Annotated in this window: 26 protein-coding genes; 23 read left to right on the top strand and 3 right to left on the bottom strand. The window is 68.7% G+C overall.

What is annotated here, in order from left to right; all coding sequences use genetic code 11:
• Positions 1–267: 267 nt before the first annotated feature.
• Entirely contained in the window at positions 268–828 is a 561-nt protein-coding gene (locus ACWGKQ_RS13675) for an ATP-binding protein (protein WP_453292096.1), read from the top strand.
• Here the strand turns inward: ACWGKQ_RS13675 and ACWGKQ_RS13670 are convergent.
• Together ACWGKQ_RS13670 and ACWGKQ_RS13665 are read right to left on the bottom strand one after the other, a co-directional pair.
• Positions 709–1,413 carry a 2'-5' RNA ligase family protein gene (locus ACWGKQ_RS13670; RefSeq protein ID WP_453292095.1) on the bottom strand — a complete coding sequence of 235 codons (705 nt, stop codon included), beginning with the start codon at positions 1,411–1,413 and terminating at the stop codon, positions 709–711. The genes ACWGKQ_RS13675 and ACWGKQ_RS13670 overlap by 120 nt on opposite strands.
• A gap of 55 nt (positions 1,414–1,468) precedes the next feature.
• Entirely contained in the window at positions 1,469–2,860 is a 1,392-nt protein-coding gene (locus ACWGKQ_RS13665) for a hypothetical protein (RefSeq protein WP_453292094.1), read from the bottom strand.
• Positions 2,861–3,079: 219 nt separating this feature from the next.
• Between ACWGKQ_RS13665 and ACWGKQ_RS13660 the strand changes: the two genes are divergently transcribed.
• The 22 genes from ACWGKQ_RS13660 to ACWGKQ_RS13555 all read left to right on the top strand — a co-directional run bounded on the left by ACWGKQ_RS13660 (position 3,080) and on the right by ACWGKQ_RS13555 (position 24,535).
• Positions 3,080–3,961: a helix-turn-helix domain-containing protein gene (locus ACWGKQ_RS13660; RefSeq protein ID WP_453292093.1), complete on the top strand. Its 882-nt coding sequence runs from the start codon at positions 3,080–3,082 to the stop codon at positions 3,959–3,961.
• Positions 3,958–4,215, top strand: a complete 258-nt coding sequence (locus tag ACWGKQ_RS13655) for a DUF397 domain-containing protein (RefSeq protein ID WP_453292092.1) — start codon at positions 3,958–3,960, stop codon at positions 4,213–4,215. Before ACWGKQ_RS13660 ends, ACWGKQ_RS13655 begins: the two co-directional genes overlap by 4 nt.
• 195 nt (positions 4,216–4,410) lie before the next feature.
• Positions 4,411–5,016 carry a hypothetical protein gene (locus ACWGKQ_RS13650; protein ID WP_453292091.1) on the top strand — a complete coding sequence of 202 codons (606 nt, stop codon included), beginning with the start codon at positions 4,411–4,413 and terminating at the stop codon, positions 5,014–5,016.
• On the top strand, positions 5,010–6,482 hold the full coding sequence (locus ACWGKQ_RS13645; RefSeq protein WP_453292090.1) for a hypothetical protein: 1,473 nt from the start codon (positions 5,010–5,012) through the stop codon (positions 6,480–6,482). The genes ACWGKQ_RS13650 and ACWGKQ_RS13645 overlap by 7 nt, the downstream gene beginning before the upstream one ends.
• A gap of 74 nt (positions 6,483–6,556) precedes the next feature.
• On the top strand, positions 6,557–6,919 hold the full coding sequence (locus ACWGKQ_RS13640) for a hypothetical protein (protein ID WP_453292089.1): 363 nt from the start codon (positions 6,557–6,559) through the stop codon (positions 6,917–6,919).
• Positions 6,909–7,331, top strand: coding sequence for a DUF6093 family protein (locus tag ACWGKQ_RS13635; protein ID WP_453292088.1), 423 nt, complete (start codon positions 6,909–6,911; stop codon positions 7,329–7,331). The genes ACWGKQ_RS13640 and ACWGKQ_RS13635 overlap by 11 nt, the downstream gene beginning before the upstream one ends.
• Positions 7,331–7,759, top strand: a complete 429-nt coding sequence (locus ACWGKQ_RS13630) for an HK97 gp10 family phage protein (protein WP_453292087.1) — start codon at positions 7,331–7,333, stop codon at positions 7,757–7,759. Before ACWGKQ_RS13635 ends, ACWGKQ_RS13630 begins: the two co-directional genes overlap by 1 nt.
• Positions 7,756–8,196, top strand: coding sequence for a hypothetical protein (locus ACWGKQ_RS13625; RefSeq protein WP_453292086.1), 441 nt, complete (start codon positions 7,756–7,758; stop codon positions 8,194–8,196). Before ACWGKQ_RS13630 ends, ACWGKQ_RS13625 begins: the two co-directional genes overlap by 4 nt.
• An 86-nt stretch (positions 8,197–8,282) precedes the next feature.
• Positions 8,283–8,810 carry a phage tail tube protein gene (locus ACWGKQ_RS13620; protein ID WP_453292085.1) on the top strand — a complete coding sequence of 176 codons (528 nt, stop codon included), beginning with the start codon at positions 8,283–8,285 and terminating at the stop codon, positions 8,808–8,810.
• Positions 8,810–9,346 carry a hypothetical protein gene (locus ACWGKQ_RS13615; RefSeq protein ID WP_453292084.1) on the top strand — a complete coding sequence of 179 codons (537 nt, stop codon included), beginning with the start codon at positions 8,810–8,812 and terminating at the stop codon, positions 9,344–9,346. The genes ACWGKQ_RS13620 and ACWGKQ_RS13615 overlap by 1 nt, the downstream gene beginning before the upstream one ends.
• 185 nt (positions 9,347–9,531) lie before the next feature.
• A complete protein-coding gene (locus ACWGKQ_RS13610) occupies positions 9,532–9,759 on the top strand; it encodes a hypothetical protein (RefSeq protein WP_453292083.1) in 228 nt (75 codons plus the stop codon).
• 9 nt (positions 9,760–9,768) lie between these two features.
• Positions 9,769–14,814 (top strand): phage tail tape measure protein, encoded by a 5,046-nt coding sequence (locus tag ACWGKQ_RS13605; protein WP_453292082.1) that lies wholly within the window; start codon positions 9,769–9,771, stop codon positions 14,812–14,814.
• Positions 14,811–15,707 (top strand): phage distal tail protein, encoded by an 897-nt coding sequence (locus ACWGKQ_RS13600; protein ID WP_453292081.1) that lies wholly within the window; start codon positions 14,811–14,813, stop codon positions 15,705–15,707. Before ACWGKQ_RS13605 ends, ACWGKQ_RS13600 begins: the two co-directional genes overlap by 4 nt.
• Before the next feature lie 19 nt (positions 15,708–15,726).
• Positions 15,727–16,659 carry a hypothetical protein gene (locus tag ACWGKQ_RS13595; protein WP_453292080.1) on the top strand — a complete coding sequence of 311 codons (933 nt, stop codon included), beginning with the start codon at positions 15,727–15,729 and terminating at the stop codon, positions 16,657–16,659.
• A 10-nt stretch (positions 16,660–16,669) separates the two neighbouring features.
• Positions 16,670–17,764: a hypothetical protein gene (locus tag ACWGKQ_RS13590; RefSeq protein WP_453292079.1), complete on the top strand. Its 1,095-nt coding sequence runs from the start codon at positions 16,670–16,672 to the stop codon at positions 17,762–17,764.
• Between the two features lie 9 nt (positions 17,765–17,773).
• Positions 17,774–19,366 carry a hypothetical protein gene (locus tag ACWGKQ_RS13585; RefSeq protein WP_453292078.1) on the top strand — a complete coding sequence of 531 codons (1,593 nt, stop codon included), beginning with the start codon at positions 17,774–17,776 and terminating at the stop codon, positions 19,364–19,366.
• A 323-nt stretch (positions 19,367–19,689) separates the two neighbouring features.
• Positions 19,690–20,565: a peptidoglycan-binding protein gene (locus ACWGKQ_RS13580; RefSeq protein WP_453292077.1), complete on the top strand. Its 876-nt coding sequence runs from the start codon at positions 19,690–19,692 to the stop codon at positions 20,563–20,565.
• A 27-nt stretch (positions 20,566–20,592) separates the two neighbouring features.
• Complete coding sequence (locus ACWGKQ_RS13575) at positions 20,593–20,859, top strand: holin (protein ID WP_453292076.1); 267 nt, start codon at positions 20,593–20,595, stop codon at positions 20,857–20,859.
• 18 nt (positions 20,860–20,877) lie between these two features.
• The gene (locus ACWGKQ_RS13570; protein WP_453292075.1) at positions 20,878–21,123 is read left to right on the top strand and encodes a hypothetical protein; all 246 of its coding nucleotides are present in this window, start codon (positions 20,878–20,880) and stop codon (positions 21,121–21,123) included.
• Positions 21,124–21,423: 300 nt separating this feature from the next.
• Positions 21,424–22,590, top strand: coding sequence for a hypothetical protein (locus ACWGKQ_RS13565; RefSeq protein WP_453292074.1), 1,167 nt, complete (start codon positions 21,424–21,426; stop codon positions 22,588–22,590).
• 110 nt (positions 22,591–22,700) lie between these two features.
• The gene (locus ACWGKQ_RS13560) at positions 22,701–23,993 is read left to right on the top strand and encodes a NucA/NucB deoxyribonuclease domain-containing protein (protein ID WP_453292073.1); all 1,293 of its coding nucleotides are present in this window, start codon (positions 22,701–22,703) and stop codon (positions 23,991–23,993) included.
• A gap of 14 nt (positions 23,994–24,007) precedes the next feature.
• The gene (locus ACWGKQ_RS13555) at positions 24,008–24,535 is read left to right on the top strand and encodes a hypothetical protein (RefSeq protein ID WP_453292072.1); all 528 of its coding nucleotides are present in this window, start codon (positions 24,008–24,010) and stop codon (positions 24,533–24,535) included.
• Between the two features lie 113 nt (positions 24,536–24,648).
• On the opposite strand, the gene ACWGKQ_RS13550 is transcribed toward ACWGKQ_RS13555, so the two are convergent.
• The gene (locus ACWGKQ_RS13550; protein ID WP_453292071.1) at positions 24,649–25,023 is read right to left on the bottom strand and encodes a DUF6416 domain-containing protein; all 375 of its coding nucleotides are present in this window, start codon (positions 25,021–25,023) and stop codon (positions 24,649–24,651) included.
• Between the last annotated feature and the right edge of the window lie 2 nt (positions 25,024–25,025).

The raw sequence follows: 25,025 nt of genomic DNA, 5'->3' as shown, positions 1-25,025 counted from the left end.
CGCCAGGCGCGTGCCTGAGGACCTCTCGCTCGGTGCGATCTGCCTCGCTCTGCAGCTCATTCCGCGTCACCTCCAGCCGGGTGGGCCGAGACGCCAGGCCGGCGCCTCGAAGAAGAGCCTCGTCGGGTGCAGTTGGCGGGGGTACGCCGTCAGCACGCCGTTCGCACGCCGTCCGGCGGCGCGAAGAGGCGGAGGCGCGGCGTACCGCCGCGGCTCGCGCGTGGGGAAGCTGGTCGGTCCCGTGCCTACCGGAAACGAGAAGTGGCGATGGACGCAGTGGATGAACAACCCCTCTGCAGGCGGACACCCGTACGACGCCGTTGGGTCAAGCTGACCGAGTGTGCCGAGCCCGCGGGACTCGCGCGCCGACATGTCCGCGAGGCCCTTGCTGGATGCGCCCGGCTGGAGCGGGTCGAGGACGCCGTTCTGGTCGCCTCGGAGCTGGTGGGCAACGCGGTCAGACACACGGCCGGCGGCCCAGACCGCATGTGTGTGGAGGTCTACCGGAACGTGGCCGTGCTACGGGTCCTTGACTGGGGACGGGAGGTGTCCAGGGTCCGGGCACGGTCCGCGGAGATGTCCCTGGCAGAACTGGCGGACAGTGGCCTCGGGCTGCTGCTCGTGGAGGCCCTGACCTACGGGTGGTTGGCCCGGCCGACCGCGATCGGCAAGGAAGTGGTCGTGGTTCTCGCCCTGGACGCCGGTGCGCTATCCGAGCGGGACGTTCTTCCGTACATCCCAGCGGTACGTCCGCCCCTCGCGGCGGAGCTCCATCAGTTGGACAGCGGGGACGGAGAGTTCGACAGCGGGGAGGGTGCGGAGCCCTGAGACGGCCGCCACGACGGGGGCGGCGGGGCGCCGACGGTTGTTGTACGCAAGGCTCAGGTGCGGCCGGAAGGCGGACGTCGGCTTCTTCGGGGCCAGCCCGACGCCGCTCCCCGCCTCGGCCAGCGCGTGGTGCAGCCGCAGGAGAGGTTCCCAAGGGCCGAGGGACAGGCGGACGGCGCCGCGGGACCCGGCCAGCGGCATGGCGCGTATGGAGAACGCCGAGGGCAGCGACGCCTCGGCGTCCCGCGCCAGGTTGTGCAGCTGGCCGGTGGTGACGGCGTCCGGTGCTCCCACGCGGGCGAGGGTGATGTGCAGTCCGTCCGTCGGCACCGGGTCGAGGCCGAGCGGAGCCAGCTCCTCCTGGCAGTGTTCGGCGAGAGTCGCGAGACGCTGATCACCCGGGAAGGTCAGCATCCAGTAGTACGCCCGGCTGCCGTCCGACCAGCCGGGGCGCGCCCAGTGGTCGGTCATCTCGTCCAGTGCGCTGAACGCCGCCCAGTCGTGGGCCGCGGTGACCGCCGGATCGTGCGTGTCGGCGGGAGGCTCGGCGGGGAACGCGGCGGGGTCGGCGCTGAGCAGGGGCACCCGGCGTACTCCTTCGGCATCGCACTGCCCCGGCGTACGACGACACCGACGGCGCCTACGACACGGACGACGCCATGGCCAGGGCCGCTGGCTGTGAGCTCCAGGTCCGGAACTCGTCGCCATAATCGCGCACGGCTGGGTGATCACGCCACGGCCCGGCCTGCTCGCGCAGGTCTCGGGAGCGTTGGTAGACGGAGCTGATCGGCGTGTCCCCGCACAGCCGCAGGGCCTCACGGCCCAGCGCCATCGCGTGGTCGACGTCGGGTGTGCGCTGCTGCAGTAGCGCGGTGGCGACGTCGAGGCGTACGAGCGAACGGCTCCAGGCGGAGGTCGAGTGCTCCACGAGGTCGTCGATGTGCTCGGCATCGCGCAGAACCTGCGCCGTGTTGCGGAGCGCCACGTGTGACGTGACGGCGTTGGCCAGTGTCCGGGCCCGTCCGTACGGCTCGAAGGAGATGCAGGAGGTCAGCCCGACGGGTACATCGTGGAGGTCGGAGAGCCGGAGCGCCTGTCCCACGGCCTGCTCGACGGCACGCCGGTCGCCGGTCTTGCCAAGGGCCCGGGCCCGGCCGTTGGCGAGCAGGCGGATGGACTGGGCGTGGCGCGGGGCCCGCTCGACGGCCGCGACGGCGCAGGCGTCCGCTTCGTCGTACCGGCCGGCGTAGTAGAGGCTGAAGGAGAGGGTGCCGCACGCCCAGAGGTCCGTGTCCAGGTCACCGATCTCGCGGCTGAGCTCGCGGGATTCGGTGCAGTACGCCTCCGAGAGCGCGAAGTCGCCCATGTTCACCGCCATGTAGCCGAGCAGGCCGGAGGCACGGGCCGCGAGGCGGAAGAGTTCCCGGCGCGCGCGTGGGGGCTGGCGGCCATCGAGGAGGGTGTGGGCGAGCTGGCGCACCTGGCGGGCCTGCGGGCGGAGGACGTACGGCCCGTCCTGTTCGTACCGGCCGGCGATGCCCTGCAGGGATGAGTCGAGGAAGGCGAGGGTCGCGTCGTCGGCGTTGCTGGCCGTGAGCTGCTGGGTCCGGGCGACGATGTCCAGTGGGTTCTCGTCGTCCTCGCGTGGCGGAGGGGGACTCGGGGTCCGCCGGCGTGTGGGCGGTCGGCGCGTGTAGGGCTCCTCGGCGCGGTCGTGCGCGAGGTCGCCGCGATCGTTCGTGAGGTCACTCTCGTACACGGAGTCGTCGTACGCCGGGGAGAACAGCTCGGACACGGGTCTGCCCAGCATGTGCTCCAGCACCCGGCAGGCGTCAGGGCGGGGCATAGTCAGTAACTCCCCGCCGTACCAACGGTCGTACTGGCGCGGAGAGACCTGGAGGGACGCCAGGCGAGGGTCGCGGTCGAGCTCCGCAAGTCGGGCGGCGGCGCGCTCGTACTGGGCGGCGAAGGCCTCGTGCGTCGTCAGGTGCCTCTGCTGCAGCAGCTGCCGGAACAGCGTTGTCCGTGGCATGGCCCACCCTCCCGGTGCGGCGTGCAGGACCGACGCGGAGGCACGTGCGGGTAGCAGGGCGTGGCGCGTCGCCCATCGGTCGGCTGCGGCGCGCACCCGTGCGAACGCGCGCCGTGACTCCTGACAGCATGCCGACGCAACCACCAACTAGGCAATATGTCTTGAGAAGTTGACCCGTATGGCTTGTAGAGGCGTCGCCGGTACGGAGAGACTTCGAGCATGGCCTTGAAGAGAAGCCTGGTCCCGCAGTCCGTGTACCGGCGACAGCTCGCGGCACGGCTGAAGGAGCTGCGCGACGCGACCGGGCTCACCCTCACCGAGGTCGCCGATCAACTGGAGGTCAACCAGGGGTCGCTGAGCCGGATCGAGAACGGCGAACGCGGTACGACACCGGTCCTCGTCCGAGCCCTGCTGGACCTGTATGGCGTCGCAGACGAAGACCGGCGCGCTGACGTGCTCGACCTCGTACGGGCGGACAAGGAACAGCAGAAGCCCTGGTGGCGGAAGTACTCCACGGTGCTCACCCCGACCCGCTACGACGGCTACCTCGCGCTGGAGGCCGGCGCGACGCACCTCGCCAACTACCAGCCGATGCTCGTGCCGGGGCTGCTCCAGACCGAGGACTACGCCCGCGCCGTGATCTCCCAGATGAGGAAGGACCTGTCCCCGCCGCAGGTCGAGTCCCTGGTCAGAGTCCGCATGGAGCGGCAGAGCAGCCGCCTGGGTGGCGAAGCCCCCGCCAGGCTCTGGGCGATCCTTGACGAAGCCGTGCTGCGCAGGACGGTCGGCTCCGCCGAGGTGATGCGCGACCAGGCTCGGAAGCTGGTGGAGGTGGGCGAGCAGCCGAACGTCACCGTGCAGCTGCTGCCGTTCTCGCTCGGCGCGCATCCCGGGCTGTACGGCCCGTTCGTCATCCTGACCTTCCCGCACCCCACGCCGGATCTGGTGTGGCTGGAGAATCCCAAGAACTCCGTGTACCTCGAGTCCCCGGAGGACGTGGACAACTACACGGCTATCTTCGACCAGTTGAGGGACACCGCCCTTGATCCGTCGGAGACCCGCACCCGCATCGCACGCATCAGCAAGGAGTTCGAAGAGTGAGCACGCCCAGCATGACCGCCCCGCACGACGTCACGACAGCTCATCACGGCGTCGACCTCGCGAACGCGCGGTGGCGGAAGAGCTCGTACAGCGGGGGTGCTAACGACTGCGTTGAGATCTCGGAAGTGAGCGAGTGCGTCGCAGTACGCGACTCCAAGGACATCGGTCGTCCACCGTTGCTGTTCTCTACGGCGGCGATGCGTGCGCTGGTCAACGAGGTCGCCCGCGCGCCAATCGGGGAGCACTGGGGCTGAGCAGAGGGCTGGGCACGAGGAGGGAGCGTGATGGTCGTCGGGGCGGATGAATTCGTTTCGGGTCACCGCTTCGTTGCCCCTCGCCGGCATGCCGGTCGGCACTGCAACGTCGGCGTAAGGCTGCCTCGGGAGGTGCGAACGGCAGGTTACGCAACTGCTTGCTGGTGACGGATGGTCACGGCGTAGACTCCCGTTGTGGCTGTAGGAGAGGATGCCCATCTCAAGGGGATCTCAGGGGCGAAGAGAGCCAAGCGCTACCTTGAGGGCACGATGAGGGTATCGGGGGCTTTCGCAAACACGGACTCGCCCTCGTGTGCCAGGAAGTTGACCCTCGATTGGCCGCGTGGCGGTCAGACCTTCTCGTTCGATCTGGGCGGCTCCATGAGGGGCAAGCCCTATCATTCCGACCACTTCTGCGCCGAGGTCAAGAACTACCAAGGGCCGGGCGACCAGGGCCCCCATTTCGTTGAGTTCCTAGCCAAATGCTACGTCGCCCAAACACAGGGCTACCTCTTCGGCGACCATTACATGTGGATCACGTGGGCTCCCTTTGCAGTAAAGACCTGGTCACAGCTGAACTCAACAGAGAAAATCGAAGCAGCAGTCATTCAACATCGGGAGCGCATCTTCGGGGACGTCTCGGAAACTGAGGCCAGGAGCCTTATTGACCAATCAACAGTGAAGGACGTCTCTGCGAGAGTCTGGTTGATCGTCCTGTCTGAAAAGCAGGAAACGCTCCTTCCTCTCGATGAGTGGCGAGCCATCGTGGCAGGCGAACTGACGCGAAAGGGGGAATGGTGAGCACCGTCACAGAGTCGATCTCTGAAGCACTCGAAGAAATTGACCCGAATCGCTCATTCGCACAGATCAAGCGGATCCTTGTCACGACGCTGCGAGATATGAATCCACAGATCCAGGTCACGAGCACGAGTTACTTCAACCACACACACGTGCCCGACATGGTCGTGCGCTGGCCGAACGATGACGACCTGACCGACCGCTACATTTACCTCCGCACAGCCACCGAAGCAAACGACCTAAAATCCGACATCGCTTTCCTAGCTCGCGAAAACCGTCCCATTGTCCTGGCACTCGGCAATTTCGAGGAGTCGACCGGCACTCGCGCACTGAATTCGATCTCCGTTGATCAAAACGCTTTGGTCCTGGACCTGGCGGCTTTGTCGGTGTTGACCTCCGCATCGACGGCGGACTCTTCACTAACGCGTCTTGTCTCTAAGTCCGTCATCGAAGGAGGCCAGGGCGTCCTCGACGAGCGCACAGCCGCCAGGCTTACCGACACCGTGACAACGGGAGCACGCGCCGCCCGGCGCGGCGAACGACTGGCCACCGACGAAGCCCTTGCAGTGGCGTCGACCACGTTGTCTCCACCGATTGCCCGGCGCCTGACCGCGTTCCTGACAACTCTGTGGCAAGGAAGTGGTGCACCGGTAGGTGCGCTGGAGCGTGCACCCAGATATCAACAGAAGCTCGATGAATCGTCACTCGAATACCTTCTCCAGGGTGAGGAGATCCTCGACGAGGAGTTCTGGCATCGGATCACACGCAGTCTCACGTTGTACGACCTCCTACGAATGAGGAGAGTCCCCCCTGCGGACAACCTCCAACACCTCATGCGCGCAGCGCTCATTTCCTGGGATGCGCGCGCCTGTTCTATTACCTCTCATTTCACCGCTGCAGCACCACGCGGGGTAGCCCCTTGGCGCTGGTCAGTTAATTCGGGGATTTTGACCTTCCATGCACCGAGCTTCATCCTGAGCGTAGCTCAAAAGGTGTCCCAACTAACATCGGTGGGGGAACAGCGCGAATACGAACTGCCGCCAGTCGAATGGGTACGCGAGCGCGTTCAACTGCTTGGTCTGAGTTTGAAGGCCGTCACGCTGCTCAACGGCGGGAGAAAGTTGTCCTATCAAGGGAAGGAAGGCCGACTGCATCACGAGCAGCTAAACAAGCTAAGCCAGACCCTCGGCCTTGGCGCTACAGTCAAGGACATTGAGGCTTGGCCCCCTTCCGGTATGCCATTGAGATACAATTTCTCCGCGCACACTTCATCTGTCAAATCGCCCCGCGGTAGCGTGCCGCTGCTTGAACTCGTGAACACATCCGTCCACCTCTTTACTCACCTTTCCAGTGAAGAAGAGGAACTCTTGATGGATGTAATTCCGCCAGGCAGTTTCGATCTGCGTAACCGAAGGGACCTACTGACGCGTCCGGAAGCAGAGCCACCTGACACGCCGGGCCACCGCTAAAAGCTGAGCTCACTGCACTACACGTCGCAATGAGCCGTCGTGCACCGCAACATCGTTGGGCTTAGGCTCCGCCGGTGACAACGCCGAATCGTTTTCAACTCGCCTTCGACGGACGTTCCTACTCCCTTGCGATCGATGGCCAAGACGTGAGCGAGCACGTGGCAGCGGTCGACGTCCGTGCCGTGCCACACGATCTACCACGCGTCGTGCTGCACCTAAGCCCGACTGAGACGTGGCCAACCTCGCTGGATCTGCTCGCCCAGGTCGAGATCGGCGTGCCTCCGGCCCCCGGGCCTTCGGTCGCCGCATTCCTGGAGGCCCTCGATCCGCTGGAAGTTGAGCAGGCGGCGCTCGCGCGGATGGACCTTGAGAACGTACCGGGTGGCGGCACAGCAGCTGTGCTGCGGCAGTTGGCGGAGTGGGCTCGTGGCGCTTGACCTTTCGGGTGTGCGCCGTGTCGTGGAAGGGCTTCTCGACGACCAGCTCCAGTTGTGGCGGGATGCAAACGGTGAATCGGGCGACGAACTGGATGAGGAAACAGGTCAGTTGAGGCTAACTGGCCAGGTGCCTGTGTCTGTGCCTCTGTGGGAGGGGCCTGGGGCCATCGTGCGTCCAGGGCAGCTCACGGCCACTCCATCGCTGGACGGGGTGATCGCCTCGCTCCCCACACCGACCGCGTATCAGGCGCTGCTGCCGCTCTCCGCGCCGCAGCTGATGGTCGACGATGTGCTGAGCGTTTCTCGTTCCGTACGTGACGAGCAGCTGGTGGGCCGCCGGTTTCGGGTTGCCGAAGTCGCTGTCGGTACCTATGCGGTGGTGCGCGTTGTGCGCCTGGAGGCGACCGGCTGATGACGCTGAACCCTCATCCCAACGCGCACCCCGACGCGGCCGCGTTCCGGGACCCCATCGAGTTGGCTGCGGCGCTGTCGCGCATGGGGCCGGCCGTTCGGGCCCGGACGCGGGCGATCACCCGGCATCACGCCATGCTCCTGCGGGTCCGCATCCAGAAGAACGCCTCCGGGCGACCTGGGCCCAACGTCATCACCGGTCAGTACCGGGCGTCCTGGGACGTCAGGGTGACCGTGACCGGAGGGCAGGTGAGCGCCGTGGTGTTCACCGAGGCCCCGCAGTCCCGTCGGCTGGAGTACGGCTTCGTCGGTGTCGACCGGCTGGGGCGCCAGTACCGGCAACCGCCGTACCCGCACATCGAGCCGGCCTTCCGGCAGACCGAGCCCGGCTTCCTGGAGGCCCTGCGCAGCGGAGTGCTGCCACGGTGAGCCCTCCTCGGCTGCCGCTCACCCGGGCGCTCGTCGACGTGCTCACCGCAGGGACCGGGCGGCCCTGCGGGCTCACCGTTCTGCCACGCGCGACGGACGGCGGGCCGGCGGCGTTCCCGTACCTGATCCTCGACAGCCTACCCGGCGAGTTCGCCGGCCCGTCGTTCGGCGACTGGCACGCGGACGCGACGTGGACGTACCAGGCGACCAGCGTCGGTGAGCGGGCGGACCAGGTGCAGTGGCTCGGCGACCGGGTCCGTGGCACGCTCTTCGACCGTACGCCGGGCGGCTGGCGTACGGACATCCGAGTCGCCGGGATGCGGGTCATCGACCGGGAGTTGACTTACGACGCCGATGGAGAACCGGTTGACGGTTCGCAGGGCAGTATCGTTACCTACGTGCAGCGGTTCACGATCACCGTGACGCCCGCCGCCTGATCCCCTTCGATTCACGACACCTCACCGCGGAGCCACGCGGACGCCCGGCCGACCAGCCCGGCGCAGCACCCGTCCAGGAGTGCCCCGTGGCTCAGCAGCGCTTCATGCGGCGCGGCATCACCAAGATCCTGTGGTTGACAAAGGTGGCCTCCGCCGGCCTCGTCCCAACCCGTGCGGAGATCTCTGCGCCGAACGCCACCGACCTCACCGAGGCGATCAGCGACGTCGACGGCTGGTCGCTGACGAACGAGGCGATCGAGACGCCGGACATGGCGTCGACCTTCTCGTCCTCCATCCCGGGCAACGACAAAGCCGAGAACTCCTCGATCACCTTCTACGAGGACCAGCTCAGCGACACCATCGAGACGCTGCTGCCCAAGGGCGCCGTCGGCTACGTCGTCTTCCTCCGCAAGGGCGACATCCCCGGGTCGAAGTCGATGGACACCTTCCAGGTCCAAGTGGCCTCCCGCACCGCTCAGTACAACGCCGGCAACGAGGCCGCGAAGTTCCAAGCGGTCTTCTCCATCACCTCTCCGCCGGCCCTCGACGCCGCTGTCCCGGCCGCCTCCTCCGCCTCCTCCGCTTCCTCCTCGTCCTCGTCTGGAGGCAGCTGATGGCCGCCGGAAAGCCTCAGGGCCTGGTGACGTGGGAGCAGAAGATGGAGCGGCTGCGGCGCCGCTCTCTGCCAGAGCGCGTTCTGCGGATCTGCGACAACGCAGCCTTGCGGGCAGAGTACGACGAGGCCAGACGAGCCGCCGACCGTGCGCGGGTCCTGGCCAGGAGCGACGCGGACAACGGCCTCCTCGCCGAGCGAGCCGCGGAGACAGGTCGGCGGTACGACGCCGCGGCCAAGGCTCTGCGCGCGGCCTCGATCCACCTCACCTTCCGCGCACTGCCGCGCCCGGTCCTCGAGGAGCTCCTCCACGCGCACCCGCCCACCGACGAACAGGCTGCCGACGGGTCGGCGTTCAACCCCGAGACCTTCCCAGCCGCGCTCATCTCTGCGTCGTCCACGGACGGCATGACCGAGGCCGAGGCCCGCGAGCTGCTGGACGCCTGGTCGGCCCCGGACGCGAACGCCCTGTGGGAGGCCGCCTGGGAAGTGCAGCAGGAGGCCCGCACTGACCGGGTCGACCTGGGAAAAGGCTGAAGGCCGACCCGCGGCTGCGAGCCGAACTGGAGCTGTGCGAGCAGTACGGCATCCCGCATTCACAGTTCCTCGGCGGGGACGGCCGCTGGAGTGACCTGGACCGGGCCAAGGCCCTGGCCTGGCAACAGTGGCAGCGCTCCGTATGCCCGGACTGCCGTACGCGGCTCGACGAGTGGGACCAGGCCGTGGGCGGGCACCGGCACGCGTACGTCACGGACACCATGCGCTGTCCTGGCTGCGAGCTGATCGCCCAGGAGCGCGACCAGGTGCCCGAAGGACGCGCCGGATACGGCATCAAGGTCACCCTGCTGCCCCGGCCGGCCTACGAAGCGCTGCCCCGCGACACCCCGCCAGACCAGTCCGGCCAGTCCAACCAGCCCGACCTGTCCCATCTGACGACGGGCGGGCGGTGAGCGGGCCGGATGGCGACCTACAACCTCACCGTCCAGCTGACAGCTCAGGCCAACAGCCTCATCTCCGGCCTGCGCTCGGCCGCCGACGCAGCCCAGGACCTGGGCCGCCGCACCCGCGAACTCGACCGCCGCCTCGACACGCTGGACGCCACCAGCCACCGCACCGCCCAGCAGATCAACACCCTCGGCGCCCAGGCTCGTACCGCCGCCACCCGACTCGGCGCCCTCGGCGCACGCGGCAGCCAGACCGGCCGCGGCCTGCGTCAGGCGGGCAACGACGCCCACACGCTTGAGCGCTCTCTCCGCGGCGCCGGCCGCCAGGCCACCGCCCTCACCAGCCTTCTCGCCGGTGGCGCCCTGGTCCTCGGCACCGAACAGCTCGTCGAGGAGGGCAACCGCTACCAGCGGCAGATGAACACCTTCCAGGCGGTGACGGGGGCCACCGCCGGGCAGATGCAACGTGCCGCCTGGATGGCCAACCGGCTCGGCAACGACCTCACCCTGCCGACCACGACCGCGGCCGACGCCGCCGAGGCGATGGTGGAGCTGGCGAGGGCGGGCTTCCGCACCGACCAGGCCATCACAGCCACCCGCGCCTCGCTCGAACTCGCCTCCGCCGCCGGGGTCAACGCGGCCGACTCGGCCCGCTACCTCGGCGACATCATGGACCAGTTCGGCCTCGGAGCCGACCAGGCCGCCCGTGCCTCCGACATCCTCGCCGCCACCGCGAACAACGCCTCCGGCGGCATCATCGACATCTACTACGCGATGCGCTACGCCGGTCCGGTCGCCGCCGGCCTCGGCGTGAGCATGGAGGACGCGGCCAGCGCGATCGGCATGCTCGGCAAGGCCGGCATCCTCGGCCAGACCGCCGGCACCGCGCTCCGGGGCATGATGGCCAACCTCGCCGCGCCCACCAAGGAGATGCGCGACGGCCTGGAGGCTCTGGGCATCGAGGCCTGGGACGCGCAGGGCCGGTTCAAGGGCCTGCGGTACGTCATCGAGGAGCTGAGCCGAGCCCAGCACGAGATGTCCCAGCAGGACTTCACCGCCGCGGTGAAGAAGGCGATGGGCAAGCCCGCCATGTCGGGTGCCATCGCGCTGGCCCACCAGGGCACCGAGTCCTTCGACGCGCTCAGCCAGGCCGTACGGGAGAGTGGCGCGGCCGCGCAGATCACCGCCGCCCGCGGACAAGGGCTCGCGGGCGCGATGACAGTGCTGCGCAAGCAGGCCCAGCAGACTGGGCTCGCGCTGTACGACGCGATGGCCCCGGGCCTGGAGTACGTCACCCGACTCCTGACGCGCGGCATGTCCGGCGCGACCCCGTACCTCGTCGCCGCGATCGAGTACGGGCGCGACCTAGCCACCCTCTACGGCCCGGAGCTCAGGGACAGCGCGCGCGGCGGACTCGGCGAACTGGTCGAGGAGGCCAAGCAGCTCCTCGGCCCGCTGCAGGCCCTCGGCGAGCATGGCCTGGCCACTGGGCTGAACCTCCTCGTCAACGCGGCCCGCACCCTGGGCGAGGTCCTCGGCAATGCCGCCGAGGGCGCCGCACCGGTCGCCTCCGCGCTCGGTCTGCTCGGCGACGAGTCCAGCGGGGCCAGCACCAGCCTCGACGTTCTCGTCACGACCGCCGACCTCGCCATGTCCGCGGTCGCCGGGCTGTCCGCTGTATTCGTCCCGGTGGGTGAGGTGGTCGGATCTCTGGTGCGGGCGTTCGGGTCGCTGCCCGGGCCCGTGCAGACGGCGATCGCCGCGATGTTCCTCGCCCGCCGCCTCACGCCGGTGCTGGGTGGGCTCGCCTCGACCGTGAGCGGTCGGCTGACCGGCGCGTGGCGGGGCTTCGGTGCGCAGATGCGGGTCCAGCAGAACCTGGCCGCGCGGTCCGGGGTGTCACTGTCGAGGTACGCGGCGGCGTTCGCGGTGCTGCAGACGCGGATCCCCGTGGTGGGTCAGATGGCTGCCGCCTTCCGCGGCGCCCAGGGCCCGACGTCCGGTTTCGCCGGCACGCTCAGCGGCGTGGCCCGTGCGGCCGGGGCGGGGCTCCTCGGCGCCGGCCGCGGACTCGTGGCCTTCATGGGCGGCCCATGGGGCGCCGCCATGGTCGCCGCGACCTTCGGTCTCGGGCTGCTCGCCGACCAGCAGCGGAAGGCCGCCCAGGCGGCGGCCGAACACGAACAACGGGTGAGCACGCTCACCGACGCGTTGCGCGAGTCCAACGGCGTCGTCGACGACAACGTGCGCCGGGCCGCCGCCCAGACCTTGCTCGACACCAAGGTCCGTAACGGCAAGGAGAAGCTCGTGGACGTCATGGAGAGTGCCGGCGTCTCCATGCGCGAGCTCACCGACGTCTACCTGGGACAGGGGCAGTCGCTGGAAGACCTGCAGGCGGAGCTGGACGCGACCGCCGAGGCGAACGTCAAGTGGATCGCCACGCAGAGCGGCGCCGCGAAGACGTACACCGACACCGGCCTGAAGGCTCGGATCGCCGCGGACGCGCTCGGTGAGGTCAAGGGCGAGATGGCCGAGAGCGTCAGGAACGCCAGACGTCTCGCCGACGCCAGCAGCGACACGAAGACCGGGACGAGCGCGTACGACCGGCTCAGGACCGCCGTGGGCGACCTCGCCGACAGGACCGCCGACGCCGACACCCGGACGCGTGCGCTGAAGGACGCCCTCGATCTCCTCTCCAGCGGCAGCATCTCCCTCCAAGCCGCCGAAGCCCGCGTCAACAGCGCCGTCCTGGACGTGAACGAGGCCATGGCAGACGGCATCGACAAGGCCGACGGCTACGGCAAGGCCCTGCTGAACAACAACGGCACCCTGAACACCGCCAGCCGCAACGGCCAGCAGCTCTACCAGTCCCTCACCTCCCTGAGCGACGCCGCCGCCGACGCGTCCGTCTCCGCGTACGCCCTCGCCCAGCAGAACGGTCGGCCGCTCACCGATTCCCTGTCCGCGGCCCGCGCGGAGATGACGAAGGCGAGGGCGGCCGCGATCGAGGCGGCCCAGGGCTACGGGCTGACGCGCGCGCAGGCCGAGGCGGTGGCCGACAGTCTCGGCCTGCTGCCGTCGAGGGTCTCGCTCCTGCTGGAGACGGAGGGCATGGACTCCACGCTGGCCGATCTCCTCGCCGTCCAAGCCGAGTTCGACCGGTTCCCGAAGAAGGCCACCATCCAGGTGGACTCCCTCAGCACCGAGGCACAGAAGGACCTCAAGGACCTGGGCTACAAGGTCGAGACCATCCCGGGCACCCGCCAGATCAGGATCACGGCTCCGACGAAGAGCGCCCGCGGCGCACTTCAAGCCCTCATCGACCAGCTCAGCTCCACTCCCGACCACAAGACGGTGAAGGTCAGTGCCGCCACCGTCGGCGCGCTCACCAGCCTGAAGGCCGTGGAAGCCCAGCTGACCAAGACGCCGTACGCCAGGACCGTCACCATCAGCGCGCCAACAGCCGCCGCTCGCAAGGCACTTCAGGACCTCGGCTTCCAGGTGCAGAACATGCCGGACGGCCAGGCCGAGGTCACCGTCCCCGTCCAGCCGCCGCTGACCGCGCTCCACACCATCCAGGGCGCGATCAACAACATCACCGGCAACAACGTCGGCGTGGGCGTCTACCTCAAGGCCACGTCCTGGGACCGGGACGGCAACGGCATCCCCGACGCCATCCAGGCCCGCGCGGACGGCGCGGTCGTCGACTACTTCGCCAACGGCGGCGTACGGCGTGAGAACCACGTCGCGCAGATCGCCCCCGCCGGCTCCTGGCGGGTGTGGGCCGAGCCGGAGACGCAGGGCGAGGCGTACGTGCCGCTCGCCGCGAGCAAGCGCCCGCGCAGCAAGACGATCGTCGAGGAGGTCGTCCGGCGCTTCGGCGGTGACGTCACCTGGTACGCGGGCGGCGGCCTGTCCGGCTGGTCCTACGGCCCCTCCAGCGGGAGCGAGCTGATCTCGGTGACGACGATCCGGTCGGACTCCATGCGCACCGTGAAGAGGAAGGGCAAGGAGGTCGAGGTCTTCGACCTGTCGAAGTTCGAGAAGAACCTCGACAAGGCGGTGAAGAGGTCCGAGCGGTGGCGCAAGGACCTGCGAACCGTAGCCGGTCGCGCGGGCCAGGACGTGGCCGACGCGTTGGAGGCGATGGGCGAGGACGGCATCGAACTGACCCACAAGATGGCCACCGGCTCGTCGAAGTACCTCAAGGAGATGGCCTCCGACCTGGAACGGCTGGGACTGGTCGCGAAGGCGTCCCTGGGCGACTTCACCACCCAGCTCAAGCGGGCCGTGAAGGACCAGAGCGCCTTCGAGAAGAACCTGACCAAACTCGCCGCCCTCGGCTACGGGGACCTCGCCGCGAGGCTCGCCGAACAGGGTGACGAATCCGCCGAGGACCTGGCCGCCGAGGCGGTGAAGGACAAGAAGAAGGCGAAGAAAGCCGACGACGCGGCGAAGGCGGCCGACAGGACGCTCGCGGCCGAGGACCTCACCGACCTCCTCGACATCATCGGCGCGATCAAGTCGAGCAGCACAGGCATCCACAAGGTCGCCGACACCACCGGCCTGGAGGAGGACCGCGTCATCGAGGTCGGCAACCTCGGCAAGACCCGCATCAAGTCCGCCCTCGGCTCCCGCGCAACGAAGTTCCTCGATGACCTTGCCAAGGCGACCAAGGGCCTGGCCTACGCGAACGGTGGCGTCTGGGAGCCCGGCATCTACTCCTCGCCCACCGCGCTGATCAAGTTCGCGGAGGCGAGTACGGGTGGGGAGGCGTTCATCCCGCTCGCCTCCGCCAAGCGCACGGCGGCGACGGCGGTACTCGCCGACGTGGCCCAGCGCTTCGGTCTCCAACTCGCCTCAGAAGTAAGACCAGTTGGCCCCGTGCACACGGTCGACGCCCGCCCGGCCGGATCCGTTCAGGTCGTCGTCGTACGGGAGCAGCAGCCGCTGATCGGCACCATGCCGGTCACCGTGTCCTCGGCTCAGGCCAGTCCACAGCAGATCGGTGCCGAGGTCATGCGCCGCCTGCGCAACGCACGGAGAGGAGGCCGGCTGTGACGGCGGAACTCGCCGAGTGGCAGATCGAGGTCGCCGGAGTCCTGATCGGCGCAGGAACCGACGTCCTGGTGAGCGAGGTCGAAGGTCTCGGTATCCCCGAACTTCGTACACAGGATGTGGACAACCCCGTCGGGGACGGCGCGTTCCCCGGCGTCGACCTCTACAGCGTACGGACAATCCGTGTCGAGGCGGGCATCCGCACCGCAGGCAATCCGGCCGCGGCCCTCGACGTGCTGGGCCGGCTTCACCGCGCCGCCGACGATCCCGCGGTACGGACGGACGCGGGTGCGCAGTCCGTGCTGCGCCTGCGCTGGCCGGGCCGTACGACGCGTCGCCTCTACGGCCGTCTGCGCCGAGTGGAGGCCACGAGCACCGCGAACACGCTGCACGGCTGGATCCCCCTCGACCTGGAGTTCGCGGCACTCGACCCCCGCTTCCACGCCGACGACGCCTCCGCTCTCACCCTCGCCCTGTCCGCCGACGGCCTGGGCGGCTTCCGCGCGCCGCTCGTCGCCCCGCTGACGACCGGTGTCGCGATCCCCGACGAACGGCGTGGCTGGGTACGCAACGACGGCGACCTGCCCGCCTGGCCGTCCCTCCGCATCACCGGCCCGTGCACCAACCCGCGTATCCGCCACGTCGAGTCGGGCGAGGTCATCGAGCTGTCCGTCGCACTGCGGAGCGGCGAACAGGTCGACATCGAGACGCGGCCCGGCACCCGCTGGATCCTCCGCGACGGGACCGGCAACCTCGCCCCCGCGCTCTCCCCCGCCTCCCGACTGGACACCTTCGTCATCCCGCCCGGCGCCTCGGAGATCTGGTGGACCGCCCGCGACTACACCAACACCACCCGACTGGCCGTGACGTGGCGTGCGGCCTACGCGGCCCTGTAGCCCACCGAGGAGTTCCTACGTGACCCTGATCAACCCGCCGCTGCTCACCCACGGCGGCACGCACGCCGCCCGGGCCTTCCGCATGATGGTCCGCGATCTCGCCCGCGGTTCGCAGGGGGTGACCGAGGGCGACGACCTGAAGGTGAGGCAGCTGTCCACGCCCGGCGCCGGGGTGCGGGTGGTGGACGGCTCGGCGGTGGTCCGAGGCGCGGCGTGGGGGCAGGGCTCGTACACGCAGTACAACGTCGGCGACGCCACCGTGCCCATCGCGCCAACGGGAGCCAGCGCCCGCTCGGACCTGGTCTGCCTGCGGGTGGAGGACCCGGAGTACGAGGGCACCCGGAACCCGGAGGCCGACGAGATCGGCTACTTCCACGTGGTCAGCAACGTGTCGGCCACGGCGACGACCGTGCCGGCCGGGATGACCGCGATCCCGCTGGCTCGCGTCGACATCCCGGCCAACACCACCGTGCTCACGGATTCGGTGATCACCGACCTGCGACAGATCGCGAACCCACGCCGTGAGCGACGCCTGTACACCGCCTTCCCCGGCTCCGTGAGCACGCTGACGTACTCCGACAACAAGTGGCACACCTGGCCGGTGGCGGCCAGATGGTCGGTGCCCGTGCCCTCCTGGGCGACCACGGCGAAGCTGGTCACCACGGTCGCCGGCCTGCGGCTGACCCGCGCGGATGTGTACGCGAGGATGCAGAACGTCCTGGGCGGTACCGTCTTCGGCCAGGACACCGCCATCGACGACGACCAGGGATCCGGAACCCGCCGCAACACCGTCGTCATCGCCGACAGCATCACCGTCACCGCCACCATGCGCGGCACCACGCAGAGCTTGTACGTGCAGACGTACATGTCGAAGAGCGAGACCGGCGACCTGTCAGTCGATGCCGCCACCTCACTGGTCGCGGACATCGAGTTCACCGAGAGTGTGCGGTGAGGCCGAGCCGATGACGACGTCGTACCGCTACCGCAGCTGGCACGCCCTGACCGGCGAACCGCTGGCCGCCGATCTTCCGCTTTCCGAGGTCGAGTTCGGCCTGTCCCTCAACGCGACCGGGGACCTCACCGGCCGTCTGGAGCCGCGCTTCGCCCACCTCCTCCCCGCCCAGCTCGATCCCGGCAACACGCTGCTCACCGCCGAGCGGGACGGCACCCTGCTGTGGGGCGGCGTCGTCTGGCGCGCGGAGCCGGAGGGCGCCGCATACCCCATCGAGGCGGCGGGGTGGGGCAGCTACCTGCACCGCCGCCACGACGTCCACGGCAACCTGAACGGCCGAGGGCCGTACACCTACGCCGACCCATGCCAGGTCATCCGCGACGTCTGGGCCTACGCACAGTCCCAGCCCGACGGCGACCTCCGAGTGACCGTCGACGGCACCACCGGCAAGGCCAAGGCCGGCACCCCTGCCGAGCCGTACACCACCGACTGGTGGGAGGCCCCGCTGCTCGGCGAGGTCGTCGACGACATGGCGCAGGTCGACGGCGGCCCCCAGTGGACCGAGACCACCGCCTGGACGCCCATCGGCCGCCCGGGCGGCCGCATCCGTCTCGGCTGGCCCCGCCTGGGCACCCGTCGCACCGACATCTCCTTCACGTCCGGTATCAACGTGGCCGCCACCGTCCCGGTGGTCTACGACGCCGACGAGTACGCCCAGGTCGTCATCGCCCTCGGTGCCGGAGAGGGCCGCAACCGACGCCGCGCCGTCGACGCGATCCGAAACGGCCGCCTCCGTCTGGAACACGTCCTCGAAGTCCTCGCCGAGAAGGCCAACGACCGGCTGGCCGCCCGTGCCCGCGCCGAACGCACCGCCCGCCAGGTCCTCGGTGAGGTCACCGAGATCCGGGTCCTTGACCACCCGGCCGCCCCGACCGGCAGCTGGCAGATCGGCGACGACGTCCGCGTGTCCCTCCACGACCAGTGGTCGGACTACGACGGCTGGTGCCGCGTCACCGCCTGGACCCTCCGCCCGCCCCAGGGCAACGACCCCGAACGCATCACCCTCACCCTCGCCCGCGCCGACCGCTTCACCTACGGGAGCTGACCGACTGCCATGGCCAACGATCTCGCGAAACTGGCGGCCCGCATCGCCGCCCTCGAACGCCGCCTCACCCAGCAGACCCGCACCTCCCGCCTCGCCTACTCCTCGCTCGAGAACGGCGCGCTGGACGTGTACGACGAGGACGGCTCCCTGCGCGCCGTCATCGGCCAGCAGCCCGACGGCACCACCGGTGTGAACATCGTCAACGGCCCGCCGCCCTCACAACCCACCGCGCCGATCGTCGCATCCGTCCTCGGCGGCATCACCGTCTCCTGGGACGGAGGCTTCACCGACGGCTCCACCGTCCCCCTGGACTGGGCCCGGCTCGAAATCCACGCCTCTACCGACGCCACCTACGACCCGAGCCCGGCCACACTCCAGGCAACGATGGAGACCGCCCAAGGCGCGACCGTTGTCGTGCCCTGCGATACCGACGTCTACGTGCGCACGCTGGCCCGGAACACCTCCGGCGCCGCCTCCGCGCCCACGGTGACGGTGGGACCGTACGGGCCGGCGCCCGTCATCGCCGACGACGTCCTGGACGGCATCGTCACCACGGTGAAGTTGGCCGACGACGCGGTGACGGACGCCAAGGTCGCGGTCGCCGCGATCGACTCCGCCGCGCTCGCCGACAACGCGGTCACTGCCGGGAAAATCGCGGCCGGTCAGATCCTGGCCAGGCACCTGACCGTGGGCTCCGTACAGGCCGACGCGCTGGCCGCGTCCTCCGTCTCCGCCGACAAGATCGCGGCGAACTCGGTGACGACGGGGAAGATCGCCGCGCTGGCGGTGACCGCTGACCAGCTGGCCGCGAACTCGGTGACAGCAGCCAAGATCGCGGTCGGGTCCATCGACGCCACGCACATCAAGGCCGGAGCGATCACCACGGACAAGCTCGACGCCAACGCGATCAACGGCAAGGTGATCACCGGTGCCACCGTGCAGACGGCCACCTCGGGGGCCCGCATCGTCCTGAACGCCTCCAACCTGACCGGGTACGGCACCGGCGGCAGCAAGATCGGCATCGAACCCAACTCCACGTACCCGTACATCTACTGGTCGTCGAGTGACGGCACGAACAAGGCGGTCGCCAACGTCTCGGGCGGCAGCGCCGACGCCAACCTGGGTTTCAACAGCGGAACGTTCGTCGACTCCGCCGACAGCGTCACCTACAAATGGCGCACGTGGTTCGGCAACGACTTCTGGGTCGCCGAGCGCATCAACGCCTCTACCAGCGCGCCCAACGGTGGCCGCCTCTACCTGGGCAAGAGCACGGCACAGCTCAGCGCCGGCCCCAGCGGAACCATGACCCTGACGGCAGAGGCCGGAATCCGCGCCGCAGGGACCTTCCGCGCCGACAACATCAGTGTGGGCACGGTGTCGATCAGCCCCGTGGCGGGCACCCCCACGTCCGTCACTCTCTCTGGCGGCAGTATCAGAGGCACCAGTTTCCGTGGATTCGTCACGCCCATCACGTCTCTGCCCGGGACCCAGGTCCTCGGGGTCAGCTGCAACAACGTGAGTTCCGCCGGGATGACGATCTGGCTCACCCGCACCAACACCACCACGACAGGCGTCTACTGGATGATCATCGGAGAGGACTAGCCCATGGCGACTCAAGACGACGAAACCGAGCCCGAGCCGGTCACTCTCGTGGCCACATGTCGAACTTCCGGCTGCCCATCGCAGGACCAGCCATTCGTCGGCACCTACTACGCCAACGCGGAGCCGCCGCTCTATCGAGGCCTGTGCATGGGGTGCGGCCAGCCGGTCAGCGACCTGGTGACGCCGCTGAACGGCCCCGTGAGTTAGGCTCCGCGCGGTGGGTGACCCTCTACCCAGCACGTGCAGCCCGATCTTGAGGGACCGCCGGTTGGCCACTGGCGCAGTTCACGCATGCGGAGGCGCGGGGGAGAAAGCGTCCTGACGTGGCTCAGCCACTGTCCGCAGACCAGTTCCTCGCCGTCCTGAAGAGGTCCGGCGTCCGCGTCGTCGAGCACGGCAACTGGCGTACCCACAACCGCAACCACAAGGGCGCCTGGGGCCCGGTCCACGGCGTGATGATCCACCACACCGGCCCGTACTCCACCGAGGCCGGCATGGTGGAACTCTGCCGTACCGGCTACACCTCGCTCCCCGGGCCGCTGTGCCACGGCGTCATCGACCGCTCCGGCACCGTGCACCTCGTCGGCTACGGCCGCGCCAACCACGCCGGCTCCGGCGACGACGACGTCCTCAAGGCCGTCATCGCCGAGAAGCCGCTGCCGCCGGACGACGAGGCCAACACCGACGGCAACCCCCACTTCTACGGCTTCGAGTGCATCAACACCGGCGGCGAACAGGCGTGGCCACAGGCTCAACTCGACGCCATGCACAGTGTCAGCGCGGCCCTGTGCCAGGCCCACGGCTGGAGTGCACGGTCGGTGATCGGCCACAAGGAGTGGCAGCCCGGCAAGCCAGACCCGGCCGGCATCTCGATGGACGACTTCCGCACCGCGGTCGCCAAGCACCTCAGCGGAAAGCCGGCCAGCAGCACGCCGACCGAGGACGAGCCCGGGTACGCGCCGTTTCCCGGCGCTGGCTACTTCCGTACTGGCCGCAGCTCCGCCCTGGTCACCGCGATGGGCAAACGGCTCGTCGCCGAGGGCTGCGGCAGGTACGCCAATGGCCCGGGCCCGAGCTGGACGGACGCCGACCGGCGCTCGTACGCCGCCTGGCAGCGCAAGCTCGGCTACTCCGGCGACGACGCAGACGGCATCCCCGGCCCGACCAGCTGGGCCAAGCTCCGCGTCCCCAAGCCCTGACCCAATCGTCGAGAGGACGTCTTCCCCGTGGTCACCTCCACCAGAACACCCAAGCTCCTCGCCGACATCGCCGAACGCGCCGTGCTGACGTACGTCGAATCGTTCCTCGGCCTTCTCCTCGCGTCCGGAGCGACCAACGTCGTCACCCTCTCCGCGCTCGAGTCGGCGGCCATCGCCGCGATTCCCGCGGGCCTCGCCGTCGCCAAGGGCGCAGTCGGCTCCCTCCTCGGTCGCGCCGGCACGGCTTCGTGGCTCCCGGCCGACAGCGACCCGGCCTCCACCACCATCAACTGATCAGGAGCAGCAAGCGCCATGCCCGACGGAGAGATCGCCCTGGAGCTCGCCGAGCTCCGCCGTGCGCTCGAAGTCGGGCTCGCGCGGATCGACGGCCAACTCGCGCTCCTGGTCCAGCGTTCCGACCAGATTGACAAGGCCATCGAGGAACTGGACGGCCGGGTCACCGCCCTCGAGCGCTCCCGCTGGCCCCTCCCTGCCATCAGCGCGCTCACCGGTGTTGCCGCGTTCGCTGTCGCCGTCTGGTCGGCACTCGGTCGGTGACCTGGCCGGGCCCACCTGTGTTCGAAACCGCGTCAGTGCGTGGCAGTAATCACGCCCTTGATCGGAGCAACACGTTCTTATGAAGATGCTATGAGATCACCTGTTCGATAAGTTGTGCCGCGACCATCACTTTCAGTCGCAGGGGGAACAACTTTGCGTACACGCAGGAGACTTGCGGCCCTCTTATCCATCGCAGGCGTGGGCATAGCCATGCCGCTCGCCGGAGCGGCACCAGCCCAGGCGGCCCCTCCAACGACCGCCTGCAACACCATGTACAGCGCCCAGATCACCTTCTGGGCCATGACGTGCAGCCGACCGGGCCAGCCCGTGATCGGCGGCTTCGCGACCTGGCGGAACGTACCGATCACCTACGACCAGGTCAGCACCGACGCGACCGTCCAGACGGCGAACTACCTGCGCGTGACGCCCAACACCGACGGCGACGAGTTCGGCCGGAACATCGAGATCGGCCTGTACGCCGAGAAGACCGGCAAGACCACGATGAAGTACGGGCCCCGCTGGACCGAACTCGGCAAGGACGGCGGACGCACCAAGGCCATCACCGCCGGCGTGAACCCGGGCAAACCGGACAAGCGGAACCACACGTACATGCTGGTTCGCCAGGACACCGGCAACCAGTGGGACGTGCTGTACGACTTCAACACCGTCGGCAGCACCACCGACCAGCTCAAGGTCATCGGGGGCGCCACCAACCGCGTCGACGTCGGTCTCGAGGTGACGGGCCCGCAGTACACGAACGTTCCGGACATCGCCAACCGCATGCAGTTCATGGACGGCAACAAGTCCTGGCACCAGGTTGCCACGAACAACGTCGCCAAGGTTCTCTCGCTGCCCACCTGCAGCAGCACGAACAAGCCGCCGTACTGCTTCACGAGCAAGCTGACGGACAACACCACGTTCACCCAGTGGACGGCGAGCAAGCCGCGCAAGCCCACGCCCTCCGTCGCTGTCACGCGGGACGCAGACGACCCGACGTCATGGGCATCTCTGCTGGAAACCGAGGACGTACCGGCCACCTTCAACGGCGTCGACCAGAAGGCCCTGTCCGCGTGCCTGGACCAGGACCCTGACAGCTGCCTCCAGACGGTTCCCGGCCTGTCCGAGTGCGTGCAGACCGCCCACGTCTGCAACGCCGTCGCTCTGGAGGCCAAGCCAGAGGTCATGGCCGCCCGCGCTGCCGGCGGCACGCCCAGCGCAGCGTCCCTCCGCGAGCGCGCCGCGCACTCCTTCGCCATCGACCCGCAGCACATCGACCTGGCCCGGTCGTCGACCACCGGGCAACGGTCCCTGGGCACCGGGACAGAGCCGACATGGACCGTCAGCTCCCAGCAGATGACAGCGGGACTCGAACACGACCACCGGCGCTACCGGGGCTTCACCGCCGTGTACTCGGCCCGGACCGGCCAGCTCCTCGAAGCCTGCTGGGGCGGGATGTGCCGTTCCTGAGCGGACGGAACCAGCAAGGCACCACCCGCGACGGCCGCCGCCACGAGCGATCCCGGCCGAGGCCTTCCACCATCCGAGACTTCACCACGCTTCCCAGGGAGCAACTCCGTATGCAGCACCCCAACCACCGAATACGACTGGTCCGCTGGGCCCGCCGAGCAGCAGCCGCCTGCGCCGTGACCCTCCTGACCACCACCGCCGCGACCGCGGCGCCCACTCAGGCGCACACACCGCGACCCGCCACGACCGCAGGGTTCGTGAACTCCTCGTCCGTTCCCAAGTCCGAGCTCCAAAAGCTGAACCACCCGGTTCCGTTCGCCGTCTACCGGCGCTCGCACGGCAAGCAGACGCGGCACGGGCACACGGTCCGGCGCGCACCCGCGGACGAACAGTCGGACCTGCGCCAGCAGTGCGAGCAGCAGGCGGCAGCCGCGAAGACCCAGGCCGGCTGGCTCAAGAGCCGCTTCGAGAGCTGTCAGAAGAAGCCGTACGACCTGATCCTGCGCGACAAGAACGGCACCGAGGCCATCGGCCGTCTCTGGTTCGACATGTGGACCCTGGGCTTCGCCTACGACGGAAGCCGCAGGGTCGACTACCTGGCCAGCGTCGAGAACATCCGCGTCCAGACCGCGCCTCCCGAGGACGCCACCAAGTGGAGCATCGCGCAGTCTTTCCGGGACGACGTCAACGCCAGCGCCAGCGACCCCAATCCGCAGATCACCGCTCCCAGCACGGTCCAGCGCGACGAACTTCTCGGGGTCTGGAACGACAAACCGACGTGGGCGCTCACCTACACCTCCCCCGACCTGGGAGCCCAGTTCAACAACGGCAACCAGCAGAAGGTCGCGGGAACGGTCTCTATGGACCTCGGCGTCTCGTCGCCCAGCGTCTCCCCGTACAGCGAGGTCGACGCCTACCACTCCGGCGTCCGCTTCGACTACGCCGGACGCGTGGCAGGCAAGTTCAAAGGTACTGTCTTCACCGGAGCCCACGTTGAACTGGTCATGAGCCGCAAGGACTCCGAGGTGAAGGAGAGCGCCCTGCACATCTACGACGCCTTGAAGCGCCCGGAGCGCACCTTCCCGTCCTTCGCGGGCAAGACCGTCCCGGGTGAGAAGGAGCCCCTTCACCGGCTGATCGACCAGGACAAGCAGGATGCGAACCGCACCAAGTCCATCAAGGAGTGCAAGAAGGTGTGGGGCGACTACTCGGGGAGTGGGCTTGAATGCGACGAGTATCCCTTCGCCAGCACCAAAGAAGGCTCGACCAAAGGTGACAACAGGTACTCCGTCCGCCTGATCACCGGCACGGACAACCACGCTGGCGGCCAGCGGATCGACGCGATGTACACAGCCAACCGAGTCCTGGACGGCGACCCCTTCTACGTCAAGATCACCGACTGACAGAAAGGTTTCTCATGGCGCTCCTCGCCGAATACGGCGTCACCGCACGGCCCGACCGCAGCATCGTCGAGGTCCATGACGCCGACGCCTACCTCGGCGACCAGGCCGCCCTGAGTGCCGCCGAGGTACAGGTGGTGGCGGGCAACGGCTACCACCTGTACCTCCTCAGCCTGCAAGCGGACATCAAGGTGCGCGTCACCATCCGCGTCTGGGACACACCACCCGAGCCCCCTGCCGACGCGGAAGGACACGTCCCGGTCAGCATCGAGTCCGAAACCGGCATCCTCGTCGTCAACCAGCTCACCCTTGGCCCGGCGGGCGAGATGACTCTGCCTCGCCCGGGCGTGTACGAAGGCTACGCGTGGTGGGCCGGACGGAAAGCGGCCTCCGCCTACTACGACGACGTCCTGAGCAGGATCGACGACGACTGGACCCCCGAACTGATCCGTCAGGCCTGGGACCGATGCCCGGCCGACGAACGCTACGTACTCGACCTGGCCTTCGTCCGGGAGTCTGAACCGGACGACGAGGATGACGACTGACAGCGCGCACTTGTCGTGCACCGGGACTCTTCGCGGAGAGTCGCGCCAGGTCAGGCAACTGTGGTTGACGCAAGCGGAGACAGAGCCAACGGTCAGGGTTCCGGTGACCGCTGTCACTGCCCGAGTTGAGCGGCCAGGAACACCGCCGCCACCGAGGGGCGGACCGCGTACGTTGCTCCAGCGCTCCCCTCAGGGGCCTCCCACCAGTAGAACGGCAAGCGCCGCCCACTGTTGCTGTCCGCCTTGCTCATCCCATTCAGCACACCGGCCACGCGGCGAGCGATATCGCCCTCGTTCGACCACCCCAGAGCCTTGTCCGCCAGCTCTGTGCAGTGGATCGCCCGGCCAGGGTTACGCAGCAAGTACTCGAACATCTGCCGGGCCTGCGGCGCGAGTTCAAGCAGGAACGTCGCGGCGCGCTCCAAGTCCTCCGGGCCCCATTCCGGGGCACGGTAGTGCCCCTCTTCGCCACCTGCGACGTCGGTCAACC

This window comes from Streptomyces sp. NPDC054770, from assembly GCF_053611985.1.
The sequence above is the reverse complement of the archived record's forward strand: the minus strand, read 5'-3'. Positions and strand labels throughout refer to the sequence as shown.